Annotated in this window: 13 protein-coding genes and 1 pseudogene; 12 read left to right on the top strand and 2 right to left on the bottom strand. The window is 35.6% G+C overall.

Annotation, left to right across the window (positions count from 1 at the left end; all coding sequences use genetic code 11):
• Window positions 1–46: 46 nt before the first annotated feature.
• From ACFIML_RS01315 to ACFIML_RS01280, 8 genes are all read left to right on the top strand, one after another.
• Window positions 47–1,723 (top strand): ribonuclease J, encoded by a 1,677-nt coding sequence (locus tag ACFIML_RS01315; protein ID WP_375606841.1) that lies wholly within the window; start codon window positions 47–49, stop codon window positions 1,721–1,723.
• A gap of 200 nt (window positions 1,724–1,923) precedes the next feature.
• Entirely contained in the window at window positions 1,924–3,249 is a 1,326-nt protein-coding gene (proS, locus tag ACFIML_RS01310; protein ID WP_375606842.1) for a proline--tRNA ligase, read from the top strand.
• An 11-nt stretch (window positions 3,250–3,260) separates the two neighbouring features.
• Complete coding sequence (locus ACFIML_RS01305; RefSeq protein ID WP_375614586.1) at window positions 3,261–4,529, top strand: lipoprotein-releasing ABC transporter permease subunit; 1,269 nt, start codon at window positions 3,261–3,263, stop codon at window positions 4,527–4,529.
• Window positions 4,529–5,209 carry an ABC transporter ATP-binding protein gene (locus ACFIML_RS01300; protein WP_375606844.1) on the top strand — a complete coding sequence of 227 codons (681 nt, stop codon included), beginning with the start codon at window positions 4,529–4,531 and terminating at the stop codon, window positions 5,207–5,209. Before ACFIML_RS01305 ends, ACFIML_RS01300 begins: the two co-directional genes overlap by 1 nt.
• A gap of 65 nt (window positions 5,210–5,274) precedes the next feature.
• A complete protein-coding gene (locus ACFIML_RS01295; RefSeq protein ID WP_375606845.1) occupies window positions 5,275–5,562 on the top strand; it encodes a succinate dehydrogenase assembly factor 2 in 288 nt (95 codons plus the stop codon).
• Window positions 5,563–5,567: 5 nt separating this feature from the next.
• Complete coding sequence (mfd, locus tag ACFIML_RS01290; protein ID WP_375687197.1) at window positions 5,568–9,068, top strand: transcription-repair coupling factor; 3,501 nt, start codon at window positions 5,568–5,570, stop codon at window positions 9,066–9,068.
• 264 nt (window positions 9,069–9,332) lie between these two features.
• Window positions 9,333–9,917 (top strand): hypothetical protein, encoded by a 585-nt coding sequence (locus ACFIML_RS01285; protein WP_375615190.1) that lies wholly within the window; start codon window positions 9,333–9,335, stop codon window positions 9,915–9,917.
• A gap of 1,871 nt (window positions 9,918–11,788) precedes the next feature.
• On the top strand, window positions 11,789–12,400 hold the full coding sequence (locus ACFIML_RS01280) for an invasion associated locus B family protein (protein ID WP_375610352.1): 612 nt from the start codon (window positions 11,789–11,791) through the stop codon (window positions 12,398–12,400).
• 89 nt (window positions 12,401–12,489) lie between these two features.
• Here the strand turns inward: ACFIML_RS01280 and ACFIML_RS01275 are convergent, their stop codons facing one another.
• Window positions 12,490–15,120 carry an Rne/Rng family ribonuclease gene (locus ACFIML_RS01275; protein ID WP_375606849.1) on the bottom strand — a complete coding sequence of 877 codons (2,631 nt, stop codon included), beginning with the start codon at window positions 15,118–15,120 and terminating at the stop codon, window positions 12,490–12,492.
• Window positions 15,121–15,726: 606 nt separating this feature from the next.
• Here ACFIML_RS01275 and ACFIML_RS01270 point away from each other — a divergent pair.
• The 4 genes and pseudogenes from ACFIML_RS01270 to ACFIML_RS01255 all read left to right on the top strand — a co-directional run.
• A complete protein-coding gene (locus tag ACFIML_RS01270; RefSeq protein WP_375606850.1) occupies window positions 15,727–16,956 on the top strand; it encodes an N-acetylmuramoyl-L-alanine amidase in 1,230 nt (409 codons plus the stop codon).
• Between the two features lie 170 nt (window positions 16,957–17,126).
• On the top strand, window positions 17,127–19,592 hold the full coding sequence (locus tag ACFIML_RS01265) for a penicillin-binding protein 1A (protein WP_375606851.1): 2,466 nt from the start codon (window positions 17,127–17,129) through the stop codon (window positions 19,590–19,592).
• Between the two features lie 166 nt (window positions 19,593–19,758).
• Window positions 19,759–20,887, top strand: a protein-coding gene (gene prfB, locus ACFIML_RS01260) for a peptide chain release factor 2 (RefSeq protein ID WP_375606852.1) whose coding sequence is annotated in 2 segments (ribosomal slippage) — window positions 19,759–19,827 and window positions 19,829–20,887 — 1,128 coding nt in all. Because the reading frame shifts where the segments join, the coding sequence is not laid out codon by codon here.
• A gap of 462 nt (window positions 20,888–21,349) precedes the next feature.
• Window positions 21,350–21,778, top strand: a pseudogene (locus ACFIML_RS01255) (hypothetical protein); the annotation flags it as partial.
• A 193-nt stretch (window positions 21,779–21,971) separates the two neighbouring features.
• Here the strand turns inward: ACFIML_RS01255 and ACFIML_RS01250 are convergent.
• Window positions 21,972–22,457, bottom strand: coding sequence for a peroxiredoxin (locus ACFIML_RS01250; protein ID WP_375687195.1), 486 nt, complete (start codon window positions 22,455–22,457; stop codon window positions 21,972–21,974).
• Window positions 22,458–22,515 lie beyond the last annotated feature (58 nt).

Genomic DNA, 22,515 nt, shown 5'->3' with positions numbered 1-22,515 from the left:
AGTTTTATTTCATCATCAGATTATCTTAATGATTTAGGAGATGTTTATGGTTGCGGCCAACGAGAATGAATTTGTTTTTTTACCTTTAGGAGGAGTAGGTGAAATAGGGATGAATCTCGCTGCTTATGGATTTGGTCCTGAAAATTTTCGTGAATGGTTGCTTGTTGATATGGGAGTTAGTTTTGCTGGACCTGAATTACCGGGAGCAGATCTTGTTTTGCCTGATATTCGTTTTCTAGAAAGTGAAAAACACAATATTCATGGTCTTGTTTTAACACATGCTCATGAAGATCATTATGGGGCCGTTCTTGATTTATGGCCAAAGTTACAGGTTCCAATTTACTGTACGCCTTTTACGGCAGGATTATTGGAAAGTAAAAGGCAAGCAGATTTTGAATCTCAAAAAATTTCACTCAATATTTTTCAAGCTGGTGATTGTTTTCAGGTAGGTTCCTTTGCTGTAGAGGCTATAGCCGTTAACCATTCAATACCAGAAGCTGTCTCTTTAGCAATTACAACCTCTTTGGGGACTGTGATTCATACTGGTGATTGGAAAATCGATCATACCCCTTCACTCGGGGCTGTAACCGATGAAAAAAGATTTCGTGCTTTAGGCAAAAAAGGTGTTTTAGCATTACTTTGTGATTCCACAAATGCGTGTCGGGATGGTATATCTCCATCAGAGCAGCAGGTTCAAACCAGTCTTTCTGAAATTATTTTGAAAGCTAAAGGGCGCGTTGCGATAGCAACTTTTGCTTCTAATATTGGTCGGATACGTTCTATTGCTCTTGCCGCTGAAGCTTCTGGGCGTAAGGTACTTGTCATTGGGCGTTCCCTTAAGCGAAGTATTATGGTTGCACAAGAGCTTGGTTATATGAATGGTTTAGCGCCATTTGTAACAGAAGATGATTATGGTTACATCCCGCGAAAAGATCTTGTTTTAATCGTCACAGGAAGCCAAGGTGAGCCGTGTGCTGCTTTGGCTAAACTTTCACGTGATGGAATGAGGAATATTGCACTCTCCGCTGGTGATACCGTTATTTATTCATCACGAAGTATTCCAGGAAACGAAAAATCTATTCTTGAGGTACAAAATCGTTTCATTGATTTGGGTATTGAAATTATTACGAATGAAGATGCTCTTGTTCATGTTTCAGGTCATCCCCGTCGTTCAGAACTTTTACAGATGTATGATTGGATAAAGCCACAGATACTTGTTCCTGTACATGGGGAAGCAATGCATCTTAAGACTCACGCAACTTTAGCCCGTCAAGCAGGTATTCAAACTGTTATGGATATCAGAAATGGCTATATGTTACGTCTCGCACCAAAGCCTGTAAAAGTTGTTGATCAAGTTCCTGTTGGACGTATCTATAAGGATGGTTGCCTAATTGGGGATGAAGATGAATTAGGGATTCGTGAACGCCGCAAACTCAGTTATGCTGGTCATGTTACTATTTCTCTCCATATAAATAATAAGTATGAATTATTGGGGGATATCGGTCTATCAACATTCGGGTTACCTGAAAATAATGGAAAAGGGGAGAGTTTGAAAGATATTCTTTTAGATATTGTAGAAAATACAGTTTATAACATCCCACGGCTAAAACGGAACAATAATGAACTTATTCGAGAGGCAACACGACGTGCAGTAAGAGCAGCTGTTCATGAGATTTGGCAAAAAAAACCTATCTGTACAGTTTTTTTGCATCGGTCAAAATAAAGAATTTTCCTATTACGTTATTTAAAGAGAAAAGCATTTTTATTTTATTGCTAAATAAGAAAAATAGAGAATAGAGCACAATAAATTTTGAAACAATAAGATCGTTATATTTGCAAGTATTCAGAATGCGGCTATAGATGAATGGAGGGTGTGTTAAATTGTTTCAATATGGTAGATCTGATTAGGAGTTAATTATTTCAATGCGTCTTTCTCAATATTTCCTTCCCCTGTTAAAAGAGAATCCTAAAGAAGCAGAAATTGTTTCTCATCGTTTTATGTTGCGTGCTGGGATGATTCGACAGCAAACATCAGGAATTTATTCTTGGCTTCCTTTGGGAAAAAAAGTGCTTGATAAAGTTTGTAAAATTATTCGTGAGGAGCAAGAACGCGCTGGTGCAATAGAAGTATTGATGCCTACAATTCAATCTGCTGATCTTTGGCGTGAAAGCGGTCGCTATGATGATTATGGTTTGGAAATGCTCCGCATTAAAGATCGTCAAAAACGTGATTTACTTTATGGTCCAACCAATGAAGAGATGGTAACAGATATTTTTCGCTCTTATGTTCGTTCTTATAAAGATCTTCCGCTTAATTTGTATCATATTCAATGGAAATTTCGTGATGAAATTCGTCCACGTTTTGGTGTGATGCGGGCACGAGAATTTTTAATGAAAGATGCTTATTCTTTTGATCTTGATTATGAAGGTTCTAAAACATCTTATAACCGTATGTTTGTTGCTTATTTACGCACTTTTTTTCGTCTTGGTTTAAAAGCAATTCCCATGCGTGCTGACACAGGTCCCATTGGGGGGGAGCTCAGTCATGAATTTATCATTTTGGCTGAAACGGGAGAGAGCGCTATCTTCTGTGATAGACAATTTCTTGAACTTACCGTTCCCCATAGTTCAATCGATTTCAGTGATAAAGCTGTTTTAGATGATATTGTTAAGCAATGGACATCTTTTTATGCAGCAACGGAAGAAATGCATGAGGAAGAGGAATGGGCTAAAATTTCTGAGAATAATCGTCTTTCAGCGCGTGGTATTGAGGTTGGGCATATTTTCCACTTTGGTACTAAATATTCCGCTCCAATGGGAGCAAAAGTTATGGGACAAGATGGAAAAGAGCATGTGGTCTCTATGGGATCTTATGGTATTGGGCCTTCGCGTCTTGTTGCGGCCGCTATTGAGGCTTCTCATGATGAAAATGGTATTATTTGGCCAAAGTCGATGGCACCGTTCGATTTTGGGATTATCAATATGAAGCCCGATGATGAAAAATGCACACAGGCATGTGAGTTTCTCTATCAGGGATTAAAGAAGGTTGGTTTTGATCCGTTATTAGATGATAGAAATGAACGTCCTGGATCAAAATTTGCAACAATGGATTTGATTGGTTTGCCAACGCAAATCATTGTTGGTCCTAACAGCATTGCACAAAATGAAGTTGAAATTAAAGATCGCAAAACAGGTGTAAAAAAATCTCTAAAGGTTGAAGATGTACTCAGCCAACTTTCTATAATTTAATAGGAAATATTATGAAGAGGCTGAAAAACAAATGCTTTTCATCTTATGAGTGGATGATCGCTTTTCGTTATATGATTCCGAATAAAAAACATGTCGTTGCCTCTGTTATTTCAATTATTTCTCTTATTGGGATTATGTTGGGCGTATTTGCTCTGGTTGTTGTTATGGCGGTGATGAATGGCTTTCGTACAGAACTTCTCAATCGTATTCTTGGTATGAATGGACATCTTATTGTTCAAACAGTTGATTCTGGTTTTTCTGATTATAAGACTCTTATTTCTTCTTTAGAAACTACAAACGGTGTGAAGTTTGCTTTACCTGTTATTGAAGGTCAAGCGCTTGTTCAAGGTGAAGTTCAAGGTGGCTCTGGCGCGTTAGTTCGTGGTATGCGCAAACAAGATCTAGAAAAGCTTAAAACAGTCTCTCAAAACATTAAATTAGGATCGATTTCTCGGTTTGATCAACAAGAAGGTGTTGCAATTGGAAGTGGCTTAGCAGAAAAATTAGGACTGACAGTTGGAAGAGATATTCGTATTATTACTCCAGATGGTGATGAGACTCCTTTTGGCGTTACTCCGCGCGTGAAAGCTTATAAAGTCGTTGCTATTTTTGAAGTTGGTATGTCTGAATATGATTCAATATTTATCTTTATGCCTCTTCATGAAGCACAAATGTTTTTTAATTTAGGAGATAAGGTTCAGTCTTTAGAGTTATTTCTAAATAATCCTGATGCAGTTGATCAAATAAAACCCGTTGTAGAAAAAGCAGTTGATCAACAGGTTTATTTAATTGATTGGCGTACACGCAATCAGGCTTTTTTTTCAGCTTTACAAATTGAACGAAATGTTATGTTTTTTATTCTTTCTCTGATCGTTCTTGTTGCTGCTTTAAATATTATTTCAGGGCTGATTATGCTTGTAAAAGATAAAAGTCATGATATTGCAATTTTACGCACGATGGGGGCGCAACAGAGCGCGATTTTGCGTATATTTATCATTACAGGAATGATGATTGGTTTTATTGGAACGATATTGGGGTTAGTTTTAGGTGTTATCGCGACCGCGAATATTAATCATATACAAGATTTTATATCTTGGTTATTTAATGTTGACGTTTTTAATCCTCAACTTTATTTTTTAACAAAATTGCCTGCACAAATTGAGTGGAGACAGACCGTCTTGGTTGCTATGATGGCTTTATTTTTGTCGTTTCTTGCTGCTCTCATTCCGGCATGGCGAGCTGCTAAGCTAGATCCCGTACAAGCTTTGAGGTATGAATAATGACAGCTATTTTAGAGCTTGTAGAGATTGAAAGACGCTTTTTCGAGGGGCATAAGCCGCTCATTGTTTTAGATAAAGCGAATTTTATTCTTAATCGTGGAGAGCTTGTCGCACTTGTTGCACCATCTGGTGCTGGAAAATCAACACTTCTTCATATTGCTGGATTATTAGAAAAACCAACCGCTGGTGATGTGATGTTACGGGGTGTTTCTTGTGCAAAGCGTTCTGATAGTGAGCGAACAGCTATAAGACGAAATGATATTGGTTTTGTTTATCAATTTCATCATTTACTTCCAGAGTTTACGGCGTTAGAAAATGTCATGATACCGCAAATGATAGCAGGATTAAAAAAATCCATAGCAGAAGATCGTGCGCGAAAATTATTAACGTATCTGCGTATTTCTCATCGTGCTAACCATCGTCCCTCAGAGTTATCGGGAGGAGAACAACAACGTGTTGCTATTGCACGTGCAGTAGCAAATGGCCCTTCGGTTCTTTTGGCTGATGAACCTACAGGAAATCTTGATCCAGTAACTTCAGCTTATGTCTTTCAAGCTTTATCTATCCTTGTTCGTCAGTCTGGTCTTTCTGCTCTTATTGCAACACATAATTACGCTTTGGCTAAGCAAATGCATCGTCGAATTACACTTAAAGAACAAAAAATTATAGAACTTCCTTAAAGCAATGTATAAAATTTATACGAATAATTGAATAGTTTATATTACTTTATTCAAGGAGATTTTTTATGACAGTTTTTGCCGTTGACAAAAATCAATTAGATGCTCGTCGTCGTCGATTGATTTTTCGTGCATGGCATCGCGGTATTCGTGAAATGGATCTCATTTTTGGACATTATGTTGATGCTCATATCATTGAGATGAATGATAAAACGCTCTCTGAGCTTGAGTATATTATGTCTTTTGATGATCGTGATTTACTCACATGGATTACTGGAGAAATTTTGCCCCCCTCTGAAGTTGATAGTCCACTTTTCCGTGATATTGCCAATTATCGTACTTGCTTAAGTTATTAATCCCGATGCCTATATTTAAAAAAATTGTTATTCCCAAAAATAATTCTGTTCGTATGATTTTAGATGGCGTTACTGATGGATTTGAAGCCTTTGCGCTTGCTAAATTAAGTTCAGAAATTGCACAAGGTAAACCGCTCATCTATGTTATCCGTGACGGAACAAAAATTGCGCATTTACAACAAGTTTTAAATTTTATTGAACCCAATTTACCCGTACTTCAATTTCCTGCATGGGATTGTTTGCCTTATGATCGTGTGTCACCAGGAATTGCTGTTATGGCACGTCGACTATCAACATTGGCACACATAGCAAATTTACGGAAAGATCCACATCCTGCAATTATATTAACAACAGCAAATGCAATTATGCAAAAGTTGCCTCCTCGTGAAATGATAGAAGCTCAGCTTATTCACGCATGTGTTGGCCAACGCAATAACATGGGAAATCTTATTCAATTCCTAGAAACCAATGGTTTTGAACGCGTTACAGTTGTCCGTGATGTTGGTGAGTTTGCTGTAAGAGGAGGAATACTTGATATCTTTTCTCCGATGGATGTTGAACCTTTACGCCTTGATTTTTTTGGAGATACCCTAGAAAGTATCCGCGTATTTGATCCAGAAAGTCAAAGGACAACACGTCAAAAAACTGAACTTTTATTACAGGCAATGAGTGAGGTTGTTCTTACACCAGAACGAATCAGCCGATTTAAAAGCAATTATACCCGTACATTTGGTGTATCACAAAAAAATAACATGCTTTATGAAGCAATTGCTCAAGGACGGCGTTTTGCCGGTATGGAACATTGGCTTCCTTTTTTTTATGAAAACCTTGACACTTTTTTTGACCATTGTGGCAACCTACCGCTTGTTTTTGAGCATCTTATAGAAGAAGTTTTCATTGAGCGCTATCGCCTTATTGAAGACTATTATAATGCGCGTAAAGAGCGCGAAAATGATAAAGAAATTTCTACTTCTTATCATCCAATAGACCCTAGTCTTCTTTATTTAACGCCAGAGCGTGTTTTGGAATGTGTGCAACAATCTTCACAGCGTATTGATTTTTCACCTTTTAATATTCCACAAAGTTTGGAACAAACAGTTATTCACACCAATGTTAAACAGGGATATGATTTTGTAAAAGAGCGTAATGCGCAAGAAAAAAATGTTTTTTCAAATGTTATTGATCATATCGCCTCTTTACGCACTGCTGGCAAAAAAGTACTTTTAGCGTGTTGGAGTGAAGGGTCTCTCAATCGTTTGATACAAGTTCTTGATGAGCATGGATTGAAAAAAATAGATGTTGTAAAATCCTTGCAAACTGTCAAAGCAACACCACGAGATCATATATTAGCAGCTGTTATCATGATAGAACATGGTTTTGAGGCTGAAGATTTAGCTATTATAGCAGAGCAGGATATCCTAGGTGATCGCTTCATCAGATCACCAAAGCGGCGTAAGAATAATACAAATTTTATTTCTGAAATTTCTGCTTTAAATTCTGGTGATATTGTTGTGCATATCGACCATGGTATTGGCCAATTTGTTGGTCTTAAAACCATCACAACCACTGGAATTTTACGAGATTGCCTTGAAATTAAATATGCTGGAGGAGATCTCCTCTTTTTACCTGTTGAAAATATTGAGCTTCTCTCACGTTATGGCTCAGAAGGAACAGAGGTAACTTTAGATAAATTAGGGGGTGTTGCTTGGCAAGCACGTAAAGCGCGGCTTAAAAAACATTTATTGGAAATGGCAGGGCAATTAATCCGTATAGCTGCAGAGCGTATGACTCGTGCTGCGCCTGCTTTACTTCCACCAATTGGACCATTTGATGAGTTTGTTGCTTGCTTTCCCTATGAAGAAACGGAAGATCAAATGAATGCAATTGATGCTGTTCTGGATGATCTAGCCTCAGGCAAGCCGATGGATCGCTTGATATGCGGTGATGTTGGTTTTGGAAAAACTGAAGTAGCCATTCGAAGTGCTTTTGTTGCAGCATTAAATGGATATCAGGTTGCGGTTGTTGTACCAACAACTTTGCTTTCACGTCAACATTACAAAACATTTATTTCGCGTTTTCAAGGATTACCAGTTAAAATTGGACATGCTTCGAGGCTTGTAAAAGCGAAAGAACTTGCACGAGTAAAAAAAGGTGTTTCAGATGGTACAATCGATATTGTCATTGGAACCCATGCATTATTAAGTGGTGCAGTTAATTTTTTACGGTTAGGCCTTCTTATCATTGATGAGGAACAGCATTTTGGTGTCAAACACAAAGAGCGTTTAAAAGAGCTTAAAAGTGATATTCATGTTCTCACACTTTCAGCAACTCCCATACCACGCACTTTAGGGTTAGCTTTATCGGGTGTACGTGAACTTTCATTGATAACAACCCCCCCCATTGATAGAATGGCGGTTCGTACTTTTATTTCACCATTTGATGCACTTGTTATACGAGAGACCCTGCTTCGAGAATATTATCGTGGTGGACAAAGTTTCTATGTTTGTCCTCGTATTTCTGATCTGGCTTTTGTAGAAGAATATCTCAAAACACATGTGCCAGAACTGAAATTCGTTGTGGCTCATGGACAAATGCCGGCTGGACAACTTGATGATATCATGAATGCATTTTATGATGGGCAATATGATGTGCTACTCTCAACAACCATTATTGAATCGGGGCTTGATATTCCAACAGCCAATACTCTAATTGTGCATCGTGCTGAGATGTTTGGCCTTTCTGCTCTTTATCAGTTACGTGGTAGGGTAGGGCGTTCAAAACAACGTGCTTATGCTCTCTTTACATTTCCTGCTGGTAAAGTCTTAACAGCTGCTGCCGATCGCCGTCTTAAAGTTTTACAATCTCTTGACACTTTAGGGGCTGGTTTTCAATTGGCAAGCCATGACATGGATATCCGCGGTTCAGGCAATTTTTTAGGTGAAGAGCAATCGGGGCATATCAAAGAAGTTGGATTTGAACTCTATCAAAAAATGCTTGAAGAAGCTATTGCTGAATTAAAAGATGGAGAGCTAAATGAAGATAAGCAATGGTCTCCTCAAATTTCTCTTGGTACAACAGTGATGATACCAGAAAGTTTCGTGCCTGACTTATCATTACGTATGGGACTTTATCGTCGTTTAACAGAACTTGATGATTTAGAACAAATTGATGAATTTGCAGCGGAGTTAATTGATCGCTTTGGTCCTTTACCCATTGAGGTTCAACACCTTCTTAAAGTCTTTTATATCAAAACATTGTGTCGAAAAGCGCATGTAGAGAAATTAGATACAGGACCAAAGGGGATTGTTATACAGTTTCGTAATAACTATTTCGCAAATAGTGTTGCTCTTGTTCAGTGGGTTGGAAAACAAGGTTCGATGGCAAAAATTCGTCCAGATCAAAGTATCGCTCTTATTCGTGATTGGTCCACAGCGGATGAAAGGCTTGTTGGAGCAGCGAATATTATGACACAGCTTGTCGAAATGGCAGAACAACATTCTGTTTAAAAAATATCTTTATTATTTCAGAACTATTACTTATTTTTATAAAATTCTTATATAAAAACAATTATTTATTGATTTTATATAAGAATAAAATTTAAGTTTATAATAAAGAACCATTTATATATTTATTTGGTTTTTATTATACACGTATTGATATAATTAAGAAAATAGATTAGATTGTTTAACTCCAATAAATAGCACTTATCATATAATAAGCTAATAAGCTTTTGTAAATTTTTTAGAAAGAAAAAATTTGGTAAAGATAACATGCTTTCTTCATTACAAAAGTGTCTAACTATCGTTTTTTTATTACTCACTTTGATATATGGCGTAAAAAACGCTCACGCTGAGTTATCTTCTGATGAACAATACCAACATTTAAAAAACAAAAGAAAGAATATTAAAGAGAGCATACAATTTATTGAAGAAAGTATGTCTCATTTGAACATTTGGGAAAAAAATATTTCTAAAGCAGAGTACTATGAGCGTTTGCAGGAACGGAATAAGCTATACAAAAAACTGAAAACTCTGAAGAATGAATATTATAATCTTGGTTCGAAATTACAGGATCTAGCTGAAAAAAAACAAAAAATTATCTTTAGAATACATATAGCGAGAGAGTACGAAGTAGGGGAGTATGAAGAAAAGTTGATTAAAACAAAAGATTATTTAAAAAAAACTCAAATGTTTAATGAATGGGGAATGAATGAGAAAAGTGGAGGTGATGATGAGATAATGAAAAATTATCTCATGTTTATTATTGCTTGCAACACGTTAGCGGATATATTGCAGAGTGATATAGGTGCTATTTTGCGCAAAGATTTTGATTGGAAAGATAAAGATTTTAGTTAGGCTAAAGGCGCAAATAATTCAATAAGTCCTAGTTTAGTCAGGGATATTAAAGAATTACTAACAGATGGCTCTTATAGTTATGAAAAACAAATATTTGACGATATAAAAAATAGTCTTACAAAAGATAATTGGTTTGTTAAAAATGCACCTGAGCTTTGTAGAACGATTAAAGAAGTACATAATATAATGCTGCCAAACAAGAAAAAGAATATTATAGATCGTATGCGTTCTCATGTTAAAGAATTATTCAATTAAAAAGTATTGTTTGATTTATGTTGAATTATATTCAAAATAGAAAAATACTTAATTTTTCTTAACAGTATAATTTAGAAAATTCATAAAAAATAATGCCATAAGAATATCCAATTAAAAATTTTCTCATATAAATACAGATAAATTAAGATTATATAATAAATAATATTTAAAATATATTAGTAAAATATATTTTAATTTTTTGTTTTTAATATTAATTTATAATAAAGTAATTTTATGTATTAAGATATTATATATTGTTATTATCATATAAGATTTAATATATATTAAATAATAAACTCATATATCTTTTTTATGTTTTCTTTTTATGCATAATTTTTTGTGTTTGTAGTTTTTTATTTTTATCTGATTAATTATTTTAATGACGATACATCTCATATCATAAATCTTGTTTCATTAATACGATAAGAGAAATATTTATAGCTCTAAGTTGTGTTATATACAGAAACAAAATGATATTTTGAATTCATTTTTTTAAAAACTTAAATCATTAACGATTTATATCTTTGATGTTGTGAAAGATGAAAAGAATTTACAATTTAGCAGCTTCTTTTATTTGAGAAATAACTTAAAATAAATTGATAAAAGCTATATTTTTATTCACGTTGTAAAGCTGAGAGATGATATTTGTACAGAGGTACAATAATGGGTGTTTAATATATGAGCATAAATTTATTATGGCTTTGGGCACGTAAGATAATTCATAGGGGGTATTTTTATTCTTTTGTTTAGTAGTTTTATCTATAAAACTAATTCCGCTTATGATGTACAAGTGGAGAAATTTTATTGATTCAATAATAAGAGAGATTCGCGCTATTAGGATCTTTCACACAATATAGAAAAAAGATAAATTATTATTATAAATTAATATGTTATTATATTTTAAGGAAGTTTATTATAAATAAAATATTTTCAGTAGTCATAGATTTTTTCTCTAAGAAAATGTGTTGTTTAATTAAGAAAAAGCGCTTCTTTAGTAGCGTATTTTTAAACTAAACTGTTTAGTTAAACGCTATAGAATATAAAATTTTTTATTACAAAAGCGTATCACCATTGTTTTGTAAACAAGGGCAGAAATTTTAGACAATCAGTGGTTTAATTCATTAAATGTTTCAATAATATCATAGATGATTTTGTTTTTGTGTATCATACAAGGCACATAAGGAAAACAGTAAAATTTATCTGATATTTTGGAGCTTCATGCATTGCAACACCTGTTTCTAAGGTTCTATGAGCTTAACACGAAGAGTAATAAATGTAAAAAGTTTAATTAATAAGTTTTTTAGAGTAGTATTAGAGTTTATTTTAATTAATATTGCAATATTGATTCGTTTGTGTAATCTTAGTTTAAATGCACAGAGGTGTTTTATGGATAGATTGCATCAAATACCAATGTGATGAAGAGGGGAAATGATATGAGTGTATAAAATTAGAATGGCTCGTCGTATTTTTTCTCTAAATTTGACTTTTTTTTTTATATTGAAGTAAAAATAGTAAAATTAATTGTTATTTCATTATAAGTTAATAAATTAAGTTGGAATTATATTTAATATTTTTTTGAAGTTACTTAAAAGCGCGTTGAAAGGATTAACTTAATCATGTCGCATAAAAATGTTTATTCTGCTGTTTCAGTATTAGTTGGAGCCGCTGCCCTTTTTCTTATAGCTGGTATTTCTGCAAATGCGCAAACTTTATCACAAGGTTGGTACAAAGTTTGCAGTAAGCAGCATGATGTTGATATTTGTAATACAATGAATACTGTATTATCGAATACGGGACAACCTTTAACGGCTTTTAATCTTGTTGAAATAAAAGGGAAGCAAAATGAAAAACGTATAGGCATTCAAGTGCCGACAGGTCGTTTTTTGCCAGAAGGTGTTCATATTAAAATTGGTGATGATTTCTCTAAAAAAATCCCTTATGTGATTTGTAATGGACCAAGTTGTATTGCCAATGATGTTTTAGATGATAAGCTTATAGCAGCTATGAAAAGTGGTACAAAAATGGTTGTAACCACAGTTAATTTCCGTGGTTCAGCTAATCCTATTGAATTTTCTCTGAATGGATTTACAGCAGCCTATACCGGTCCTGGTATGGAAGAAAAAGATTTTCAACAAGAACAAATAAAGCTGCAGCAAGCTATTCAATCAAAACAAAAAGAAATTGAAGAGCGTATGCGTGCTGAGCAAGAAAAAGCAAAACAAAAGTAATAAAACCACACCATAAAATTTGGTCAAAACGTTTTCTATAATTGTTTATTTGAACCGCCACAGTTTTCTGTGGCGGTTTTTTAAAATCCTTAATTTTTCGAAAGAATTCTGCGTTTCCACCAACCAATACGTTCAGTTTTGGAAGAATCATTAGGCGTTGATGAAATAACAACGGGTTGATTAATTGTTTCTTCAATTTGGGAAGGAGAGGTTTCGATAATTTCCTCCATCTCGATTACAGTTTCTTGCTCTAATATTTTTTGTACTTGTGTTGTCTCTTTAGAAGATGATTTTTTACGTGTTCCACGTGTTGATTTTTTACTCTTTTCAAGAGCTTTATCTTCTACCTCATGAATAGATTTGTCTGCTTTTTTTGTTTTAGTTTTACGCACCGAACTGGTTGTAGGTTTTTCTTCAAGAGATTTTTGTTCTGCAATATTTTGATCATTCTCTAAAGAAAGTTGATTTTCTATTACTTTTGAAGAACGTGTTTTACGTTTTTTAGGTTTAATACTTGTATCATTTTTTTCAGATTCACTCTGTTGTTGTATACCTAGAGCTTGTGTATTATTTTTTGTTTCTTCAAGTTCAAAAGATTTAGCAGATGAAACACGACGTTTGCGATGCGCTGCTTTAATTTCTGCTAAAGCTTGCTTAGCAAAATCTCCCACTGGTTCTGCATAAGGAACGCGAATCTGATGAAAACTGTTATCTTGATTGCGTCGACCACCACGACGTCCTCGACGACGTCCTCGATGATAAGAATCATCATTCAAGGTATCTTCTTTTTTATGAACGTTGGAGAGAGAATGATCAGTAATTTCACCGTGACGATTTTTGCGCCGACGCTTTTGGTTTGTTTCAATGGGAGATGGATTTTCAATAGATTCACTCTTTATGAAAACAGAATCTTCAATTTCTTGCTTATTGTCACCTTCCAATGAAGATTGAGAAATTCTCTCTGCTATTGAGCCTTTAGAAATAACAAGATGTTGTGTTCCAATACTATCATCTGCTTCAATACTAATATTAAGTTTAAAGCGAGCTTCTAAATTAACAAGAATATTGCGTTTATGATTTAATACATAAAGCGCAGTTGCTACGGGAGTGCGCACGATAATATTATGTTGCGAATTATGAAGAAGATATTCTTCAATTGAGCGCATGACATGTAACGCAATTGATGATTCAGAACGTATAGTTCCTGTTCCTGCGCAATGTGGGCATGGCTGTGTCGTACTTTCTAAAACCGATATGCGAATACGTTGACGACTCATTTCTAAAAGGCCGAAGTGTGAAATATGACCAACTTGAATACGAGCACGATCGTTTTTTAAACAATCTTTTAATTTTTTTTCGACAAGCTTCACATTACGTTCTTCAAGCATATCGATAAAATCAATCACAATTAAACCAGCAAGGTCACGCAAGCGTAATTGACGCGCGACTTCTTCAGCAGCTTCAAGGTTAGTTTGTAAGGCTGTCTTTTCGACAGAGAATTCTTTTGTAGAGCGGCCAGAATTTACGTCAATAGCAACAAGTGCTTCTGTTTGATTAATAACAAGATAACCACCAGATTTTAAAGAAACTTGTGGTTGCAACATTTTATCAAGTTGAATTTCAATATTATTTCTTGCAAAAATGGGCGTAGGATCACGGTAAGGTTGCACAACTTTTGCATGACTTGGCATGAGCATACGCATAAAGTCTTTCGCTTCACGATATCCTTGGTCTCCAGATACAAGAATTTCACTAATGTTCTTATTGTAAAGATCTCGTATAGAACGCTTGATGAGATTGCTTTCTTCATGGACAAGGCATGGCGCCGTTGACTCGAGTGTCAAAGTGCGAATAGTATCCCATAACCGCATAAGATATTCATAATCACGTTTAATTTCAGCTTTTGTTCTATTGGCACCAGCGGTTCGTAAGATAACTCCCATACCTTTTGGAACGGCTAATTCTTTTACGATTTCTTTAAGACGCTTACGGTCTTGTACGTTCGTAATTTTTCGTGAAATACCACCACCACGTGCTGTGTTGGGCATTAGAACAGAGTAACGACCAGCTAGAGATAGATATGTTGTAAGGGCAGCACCTTTATTACCACGCTCTTCTTTGATAACTTGTACCAACAAAATTTGACGTCGTTTAATGACTTCTTGAATTTTATACTGGCGTCCTTGTTTTCTTTGATAAATCGGGAGCTCTTCACGGATGTCCTCAGCACCGACCATTTCAATCTCATCATAAGAGATATTGGCATTTAATGCTTCTTCTGTATTATCAATTATTGTCGCTTCAGATGTGATATCATTTTCAATATCGGCTGCTATAACATTGTTTTTTTCACTTTTTTTTGTTCTTCTGGAGCGTTTTTTATTTTTAGTTGCTTCTTCCGTAAAGGTATCTATAGAATTTTCTCCTACAGCTTCTTTTTCTTCTTCTTCAAGAAGAGCAAGGCGATCAGCAATAGGAATTTGATAATAATCAGGATGAATTTCAGAAAATGTTAAAAAACCATGTCGGTTTCCACCATATTCAACAAAAGCTGCTTGGAGAGACGGTTCTACACGCGTAATACGTGCGAGATAAATATTCCCCTTGAGCTGTTTTCTATGTTCTGATTCAAAATCAAGTTCTTCAATTTTGTTGCCGTGAACAACAACAACACGTGTTTCCTCCGGATGGGAGGCATCTATAAGCATTTTGTTTGACATAAGTTAATATCCTGAAGGCGACATGCACAATTTTATTCAAACGAATGCTATAACTATTCGTAAACATAAAAGGCTGTCTGCCATAAAAGGGAGGTACCAGAAAAACAGGACGGAACACCACGTGCAAAGGCATGACTGCATTTACACCATTTCTCATCATTATTTCCATCTGTTTTTTATGACTCATATTTCTTAAAAGTCTCCGGTAAAATAATCTTTAAAACAGTTCGGATATCCGAACCAACGAATCTTAAGTAATGCAATCCTAATGTTACAACATAGAAATTTTTCATCCATAAAAAAGTCTCAACGCATAATAGACAAAAAACCTCTAAAGACAACTTAATATGAGTTGTAGATAATTTAGATGACTATTATCAGCTAGGAAGCATAAATATTCTTTTATGTTGATATCATGCGTTTGGCAAGTAACAATGTAAATTTGGCAAGTAACAATGTAAATCATGTATAATTATAATATCTTTATGACCTTAATTCCATTTTGAGGTGTTTATTTAGCTTTTATTGAAAAATAGAGATAAATTGGTGTATTGTTTTATGTAACCAAGATAAATTATTACAAAGGTAATGTAGAGTATTTTGCTTATGATAAAAGTTTTTTTTACCAAAAAGCTGAAAACAGCTTATGGGGATGTTATTGTGCTCGTCACATACTTTTTATTATCTTTTTTGCTACTCCAAACTAGTGTTCAAGCCGCAGATCCTCTGAGACTTATTAATTTTCGAACCATTGGTGATAGTGTTCATACGCGTATTATTGCGGTTTTTAATTCAAAACCAAATGTTCGTTTACAGATTTTGGACAGGCCCGCACGTTTGGTTATCAATTTACCTACAATTGACTTTTCGATGCAAAATACGCCTTTAAAGAAACGGAATACATTATCCGTTATGCTTTCAGATGTGCGTTATGCTTTCTCTGACATACAGACTTCACGCATTATTTTGACAAGTAAAACGGCTTTTGTGGTTGAAAAAAATGTCGTAAAAAAATTAAATAATGGTTTATGGCAGTTGCTGATTGATATTCGTAAAAGTACACAAGAAAAATTTGATGAGATATTAAAAAAACAGCAAAGAAGCAATTTTGATACAAAAACACAGTTAATGCCAGCATATAATTTCCGTGTTGTTCTTGATCCTGGTCATGGTGGTATTGATGGTGGTGCACGGGGTGTTACTGGAATTTTAGAAAAAGATGTGACTTTAGACTTTGCGCGTGCATTGCGAGACGAATTACAAAAGGATTCTCATATTACCGTTGCTTTAACACGAGATTCCAATATTTTTTTAAGACTAAGTGAAAGAGTTAAAAAAGCGCAAGAGTTTGATGCTGATCTTTTTATATCTATTCACGCGGATACGATTGATCTACATTCTCTTCGCGGTGCCACAGTGTATACCATATCAGACAAAGCCTCTGATGCCATTGCAAAATCTTTAGCTGAAAATGAAAATAAAGTTGATTTGCTTGATGGTTTGCCTGCAGATGAAACGCTTGAAGTTACAGATATTTTGATGGATCTTACACGACGTGAAACACATACATTTTCGGTTAATTTTGCAAATAGTGTTATTTCAAGTTTATCAAAGAATCATATTAACTTGATTAATAACCCACATCGGTACGCTAATTTTCAAGTTTTAAGAGCTTCAGATATACCCTCAGTCTTGATAGAGATAGGTTATTTATCCAATAAAGAGGACGAAAAGTTATTAAATGATCCTCATTGGAGAAAACAAATGGCAGCCTCTATTGCTCATTCTATTCGTCAATTTGCTGATTATAGGCAGAAAATGATACAGCCTCTTTAAATTTGTGAGAAAATAGAGTATCAATAGGGGCTTCTAGTGTACCCTAGTATAAATAAAAGATAGAAAACAATTTCTCTTGATCTCAATCTTGTGGTGTTATCCACTTGGTGTGTTTGAAGTATAACGTATTTTTTCTTTGATTAATTCTTAAGAAAGCGATAGCCGTTTTTATGATGATTTTTTTAAGATATCTTCTTCGTTTTTTTGTTGCTATTGGACTTTGTGGTGCAATAATGTGGGGTGTTATGACCAGTGGTCAAGCAAATGCGCTTCCTGATTATGAAGTTCTTTCACTTTATGAGCCGCCAGTAATGACCCGCGTCCATGCTTCTGATGGTCGTCTTATGGCAGAGTTTGCAACAAAACACCGTCTTTATTTGCCGATTCAATCAATACCAAAGCTTGTTATAGATGCTTTTGTTTCGGCTGAAGACAAGAATTTTTATCATCATTTTGGTTTAGATCCCGAAGGGCTTTCTCGCGCTTTGATCAATAATATTCGTAATATTGGTTCTGGAAGACGTCCAGAGGGTGCATCAACTATAACGCAACAAGTCGCTAAAAACTTCCTTTTAAGTTCAGAAACAACGTTAGAACGTAAATTTAAGGAAGCTATTTTAGCAATGCGTATTGAGAAAACTTATTCAAAAGATCATATTCTCGAGCTTTACCTCAATGAAATTTATCTGGGTCGTGGCACTTATGGTATAGCAGCAGCTTCTTTGACTTATTTTAATAAATCCGTTAATGATCTGACGCTAGAACAATGTGCTTATTTGGCTGCTCTTCCAAAAGGACCAGCAAATTATGATCCATTTAAGAATACACAACGTGCTATTGAACGGCGTAATTGGGTTATAGACCGTATGATTGCAAATGGATATGTAACGCGTGAACAAGGTGAAAAAGCGAAAGCTAAACCTTTAGGAGCGACAATACGTGGGAGTGATAGCTATGTTTTTGCGGCTGATTATTTTACTGAAGAAGTGCGGCGTCGTTTAATACATCGCTATGGGGCTAAAACACTTTATGAAGGTGGGCTTTCCATTCGTACAACGCTTGATCCGCATTTACAACTTATTGCACGACGTGCTTTGCACAATGGATTAATTAGATTTGATCATGCGCAAGGATGGCGTGGAGCTTATGCGCATATTGATGAGAAAGGTGATTGGGGGACAGAACTTGCAAATATCACAGGGCTAAGTGATGTTCCTGAATGGCGTTTAGCTGTTGTTCTTTCTACTAATCCCAACAAAGTAGAGATTGGTTTACAGCCACAGCACGAAGCTTCAGGTATATTATCCCAAAAACGGGAAATTGCTGTTTTATCTGAAGCTGATTCAAAATGGGCTCTCCATGTTGTAAAAGAAAATGGTTATCGAAAAACTGTTCAGAACTTATCTCATGTTCTGCAAGTTGGGGATGTCATTTTTGTTGAAAAACTATCCAATACAAACAACACTTATCGTTTACAACAAATTCCAAAGGTTGAAGGTGCAATTGTTGCTATGGAACCTCATACAGGGCGTGTTCTTGCTATGGTGGGAGGATTTTCTTTTGCCGAATCTGAATTCAATCGTGCAACCCAAGCTTACCGCCAACCGGGGTCTGCTTTTAAGCCTTTTGTTTATGCAGCAGCTCTTGATAACGGATATACACCAGCATCCGTTGTTTTAGATGGCCCCATAGAAGTTCGTCAATATAATGGTGAAGTTTGGCAACCCAAAAATTATGGTGGTACCTTTGCAGGACCTTCAACGTTGCGTTACGGTATTGAGCATTCTCGTAATCTTATGACAATACGGCTTGCCAATGATATGGGAATGCCTCTTGTCGCTGAATATGCAGAACGTTTTGGGGTGGTAGATAAATTGCAGCCTTATCTTCCCATGGCTTTAGGGGCTGGTGAAACAACAGTATTACGGATGGTTACAGCTTATTCCGTTATTGCCAATGGCGGACGCTCTATTAAACCTTCTCTGATAGACAGAATTCAAGATCGTTATGGGAAGACAATTTATCGTCATGATGATCGTATTTGCGAAAATTGTAATACGAATTCATGGAATAATCAAAGTGAGCCCACATTGATTGATGAGCGAGATCAAGTTCTTGACCCTATGACGGCTTATCAAATTACATCGATGATGGAAGGGGTTGTTCAGCGTGGTACTGCGGCACGTTTACGTTATCTTAATCGACATATTGCCGCTAAAACAGGAACAACCAATGACTCTAAGGATGTCTGGTTTATGGGATTTACTCCTGACATTGTCGTTGGTATTTTTGTCGGTTATGATCAACCAGCTCCGTTAGGATATAATGGAACAGGAAGTTCATTAGCTGCACCTATTTTTGGTGATTTTATGGTAGATGCTCTTAAAGGGAAGCCAGATGTTCCCTTTAAGATGCCAAAGGGTATGATTTTAATGCCAATTAATCGAAAAACAGGAATGCTTGCCGAAAGAGGAGATCAAGATGTCATTATAGAAGCATTTAAACCAGGGACTGGTCCTGCTGATATCTATCAAGTCATTGGGAGTACGAATTCTTTTCAAGAAGGTGTTCCTGCAGTAACCACTTCTCCACAAGTCAATAAAGCTCTTGAAAGTGGGACGGGTGGGCTGTATTAATCGATAAATTTTTTTGCCATGAGTTATGGTTTTTATCTATTTTTACAATGTCGGTTCCGTAAATAGAATGATAAAACCCTACCATTTTCTGATAGCTGCTTTTAAATTTGTATAAAATGCTAAGAGACATAACCAGAAAGAGTATTAAAAAATACGGTGTTAAATTATGCGAGCAGAAATAGAAACATTAGTTGATGAAATCCAGAAAGCAATTCAATTGCTAAGGGGGCATCTTTGACTGGGATCAATCACTAAAACGTCTCGAATATCTTAATCAAAAAGCGGAAGATCCATCCTTATGGGATGATGCGCAACGAGCACAGGATATGATGCGTGAGCGTCAACGTCTTGATGATTCAATTAATGGCCTTTTATCATTTACAAAAACTCTTGAAGAATGCATTGAGCTTATCGCGATGGGCGAAGAAGAAAGTGATGTTGAAATTATCGCTGAAGCAGAAAATTCAATACGTAATCTTAAAAGCGAGATAGATAAAAAGCAAATTGATGTGCTTCTTTCAGGAGAGGCGGATCCAAATGATACCTATTTAGAAGTTCATGCTGGGGCAGGGGGAACTGAGAGCCAAGATTGGGCTTCTATGCTCTTACGCATGTATATGCGCTGGGCTGAACAGCATGCAATGAAGGTTGAAGTTTTAGAAATTCATGATGGAGAAGAAGCAGGAATAAAGTCAGCGACTATTCTTGTAAAAGGGCATAATGCTTATGGAATGTTAAAAACAGAATCAGGCGTTCATCGCTTAGTGCGGATTTCCCCGTTTGATTCGAATGCAAAGCGCCATACCTCTTTTGCAAGCATTTGGGTTTATCCGGTTATTGATGATAATATTGAGGTTGATGTTTCAGAGGCAGATGTGCGGATTGATACATATCGTGCATCAGGAGCAGGAGGGCAACATGTTAATACGACAGATTCTGCCGTTCGCATCACACATATAAAAACGGGTATTGTTGTTCAATGTCAAACAGAGCGTTCTCAACATAAAAATCGCGCTACGGCTTGGTCGATGTTGCGTGCACGGCTTTATGAAGAAGAGCTTAAAAAAAGAGAAGAAGAAACCAATGCTGCTGAATCTTCTAAAACAGAAATCGGATGGGGACATCAAATTAGATCTTATGTTCTTCAACCCTATCAGCTTGTCAAAGATTTGCGTACAGGAATTGAAAATACTGATCCACAATCTGTACTTAATGGTAACTTAGATGTATTTATAGAAGCAGCGCTTGCTCGACGCATTTATGGACAAGATAAAGAAATTGAAGATATTAATTAATTATATATCATCCTTCAAGGATGCAAATTTGTTTCTTAAGTTGTTCATTTTACTGAGGTTGTGATTTACGGTAGCTCTTGATACTTGAGAGGTTCAAAGAGGTATTCTCTTGTTTCTTTTCTTCAAGTTTTTTCTCACACGCCAATCCTGCTATATAAACGAATTGATTTATAATGATAATTCACTGTTTTGCCTATTGAATGAGAATCCCGCATATCGTAAGATTCTTTCATTTCAAACTTGTTTATGTTGAATCAATCAAAATCACTACTTGCACATAACAAACGGGATGAGTGTGTGGATAAAAATTATAGAAAAAAGGACTCAAAATGGCTCTTATGAACTGTCTTAAGTACTAGGGGCGGTCTCAATCATCCACGAGCTGGCAAAGTGTGTGATGGTGCCGGCTTGTTTCTTCACAAGCGTAAAGATGGGGGTGCTCAATGGATTTTTTATTATTTCATGGGAGATTTATCATTATACCATTCACGAGGTGTCGTCGTGAAATGGATTTTGGAGGCAGATGTCTCTTTAAAACAAGCTTGTGAATGTGCACCCTAATGGCGCTTCTGTTTTACGTGAGGGGCGTGATCCTATTAAAGAACGCAATAAACAAAAGCGTGAGATAATAAGCAATCTCCATTATTTAAAAGATATTGCTCTAGAGACTTTTGAAAGTTGTAAAACCGAACTAAAGAATGATGGCAAAGGTGGCAAATGGTTTTTATCTTTACGGCTTTAATTCTCCCACAATTAGGCTGTATTTCCGTTTCAGAGATTACACAAACAGAGATACACAATATCTTGCTCTTATTTGGCATACAAAAGCTGGCGCTGCTTACAAAGCTCTCATTTCGTTTCAATCGTTGTCTCAAACATGCTGCTGCACTATGACGGATGCAAGTGAATTGATTTTGATTCATTCAAAATAAGAAGAATTTACGATATTCAGGAGGATAATTTAAATGTAGAATAATCAGTTGTTCTTATAAAGCAATATATTATAAAAATTGAAACCATTGGAAAAATTAATATCAATTGGGAAGGAAAACTTTTGCTTTTTAAGATAAATCAAGCATTCTCTTTACAAGTCACCATTACGATGTAAAAGTGTTGCAGCAGCTAAAACATTCTCAGCATGTCCAGATACACTTACTTTGCGCCATTCTTCTGTTATTATTCCATATGCATCAATTAAAAAAGTGCTCCGTTCAACACCCATATATTTGCGTCCATACATACTTTTCTCCACCCAAACACCATAAGCTTCAAGGGTCCTTTTTTCTTCATCAGAAACCAAGATGACATCAAGTTCATGTTTTACTTTAAATTTATCATGTTTTTTTACATTATCTGGAGAGATTCCAATAACAACAACACCGATTTCATCAAATTTCGTCTTTAATTTCGTAAAATCAAGCGCTTCGCTTGTGCATCCACTGGTATCATCTTTGGGATAAAAATATAAAACAACAGGTTTTCCTTTAAAGTCAGAAAGACATACTGTCTCTCCTCCATCGCGTGGTAAATTAAAATCAGGAGCAAGAGTACCTTTCATTGAGTTTATCATTTTTTTATCTTTCTTTTTAAGCGCAAAGATCAATTACTAGCATACAGAGAAGGAATAA

The sequence above is a fragment of the Bartonella sp. AC62GZZY genome (genome assembly GCF_042196525.1).
In the GTDB taxonomy this organism is placed as follows: Bacteria; Pseudomonadota; Alphaproteobacteria; order Rhizobiales; family Rhizobiaceae; genus Bartonella.
The sequence above is the reverse complement of the archived record's forward strand: the minus strand, read 5'-3'. Positions and strand labels throughout refer to the sequence as shown.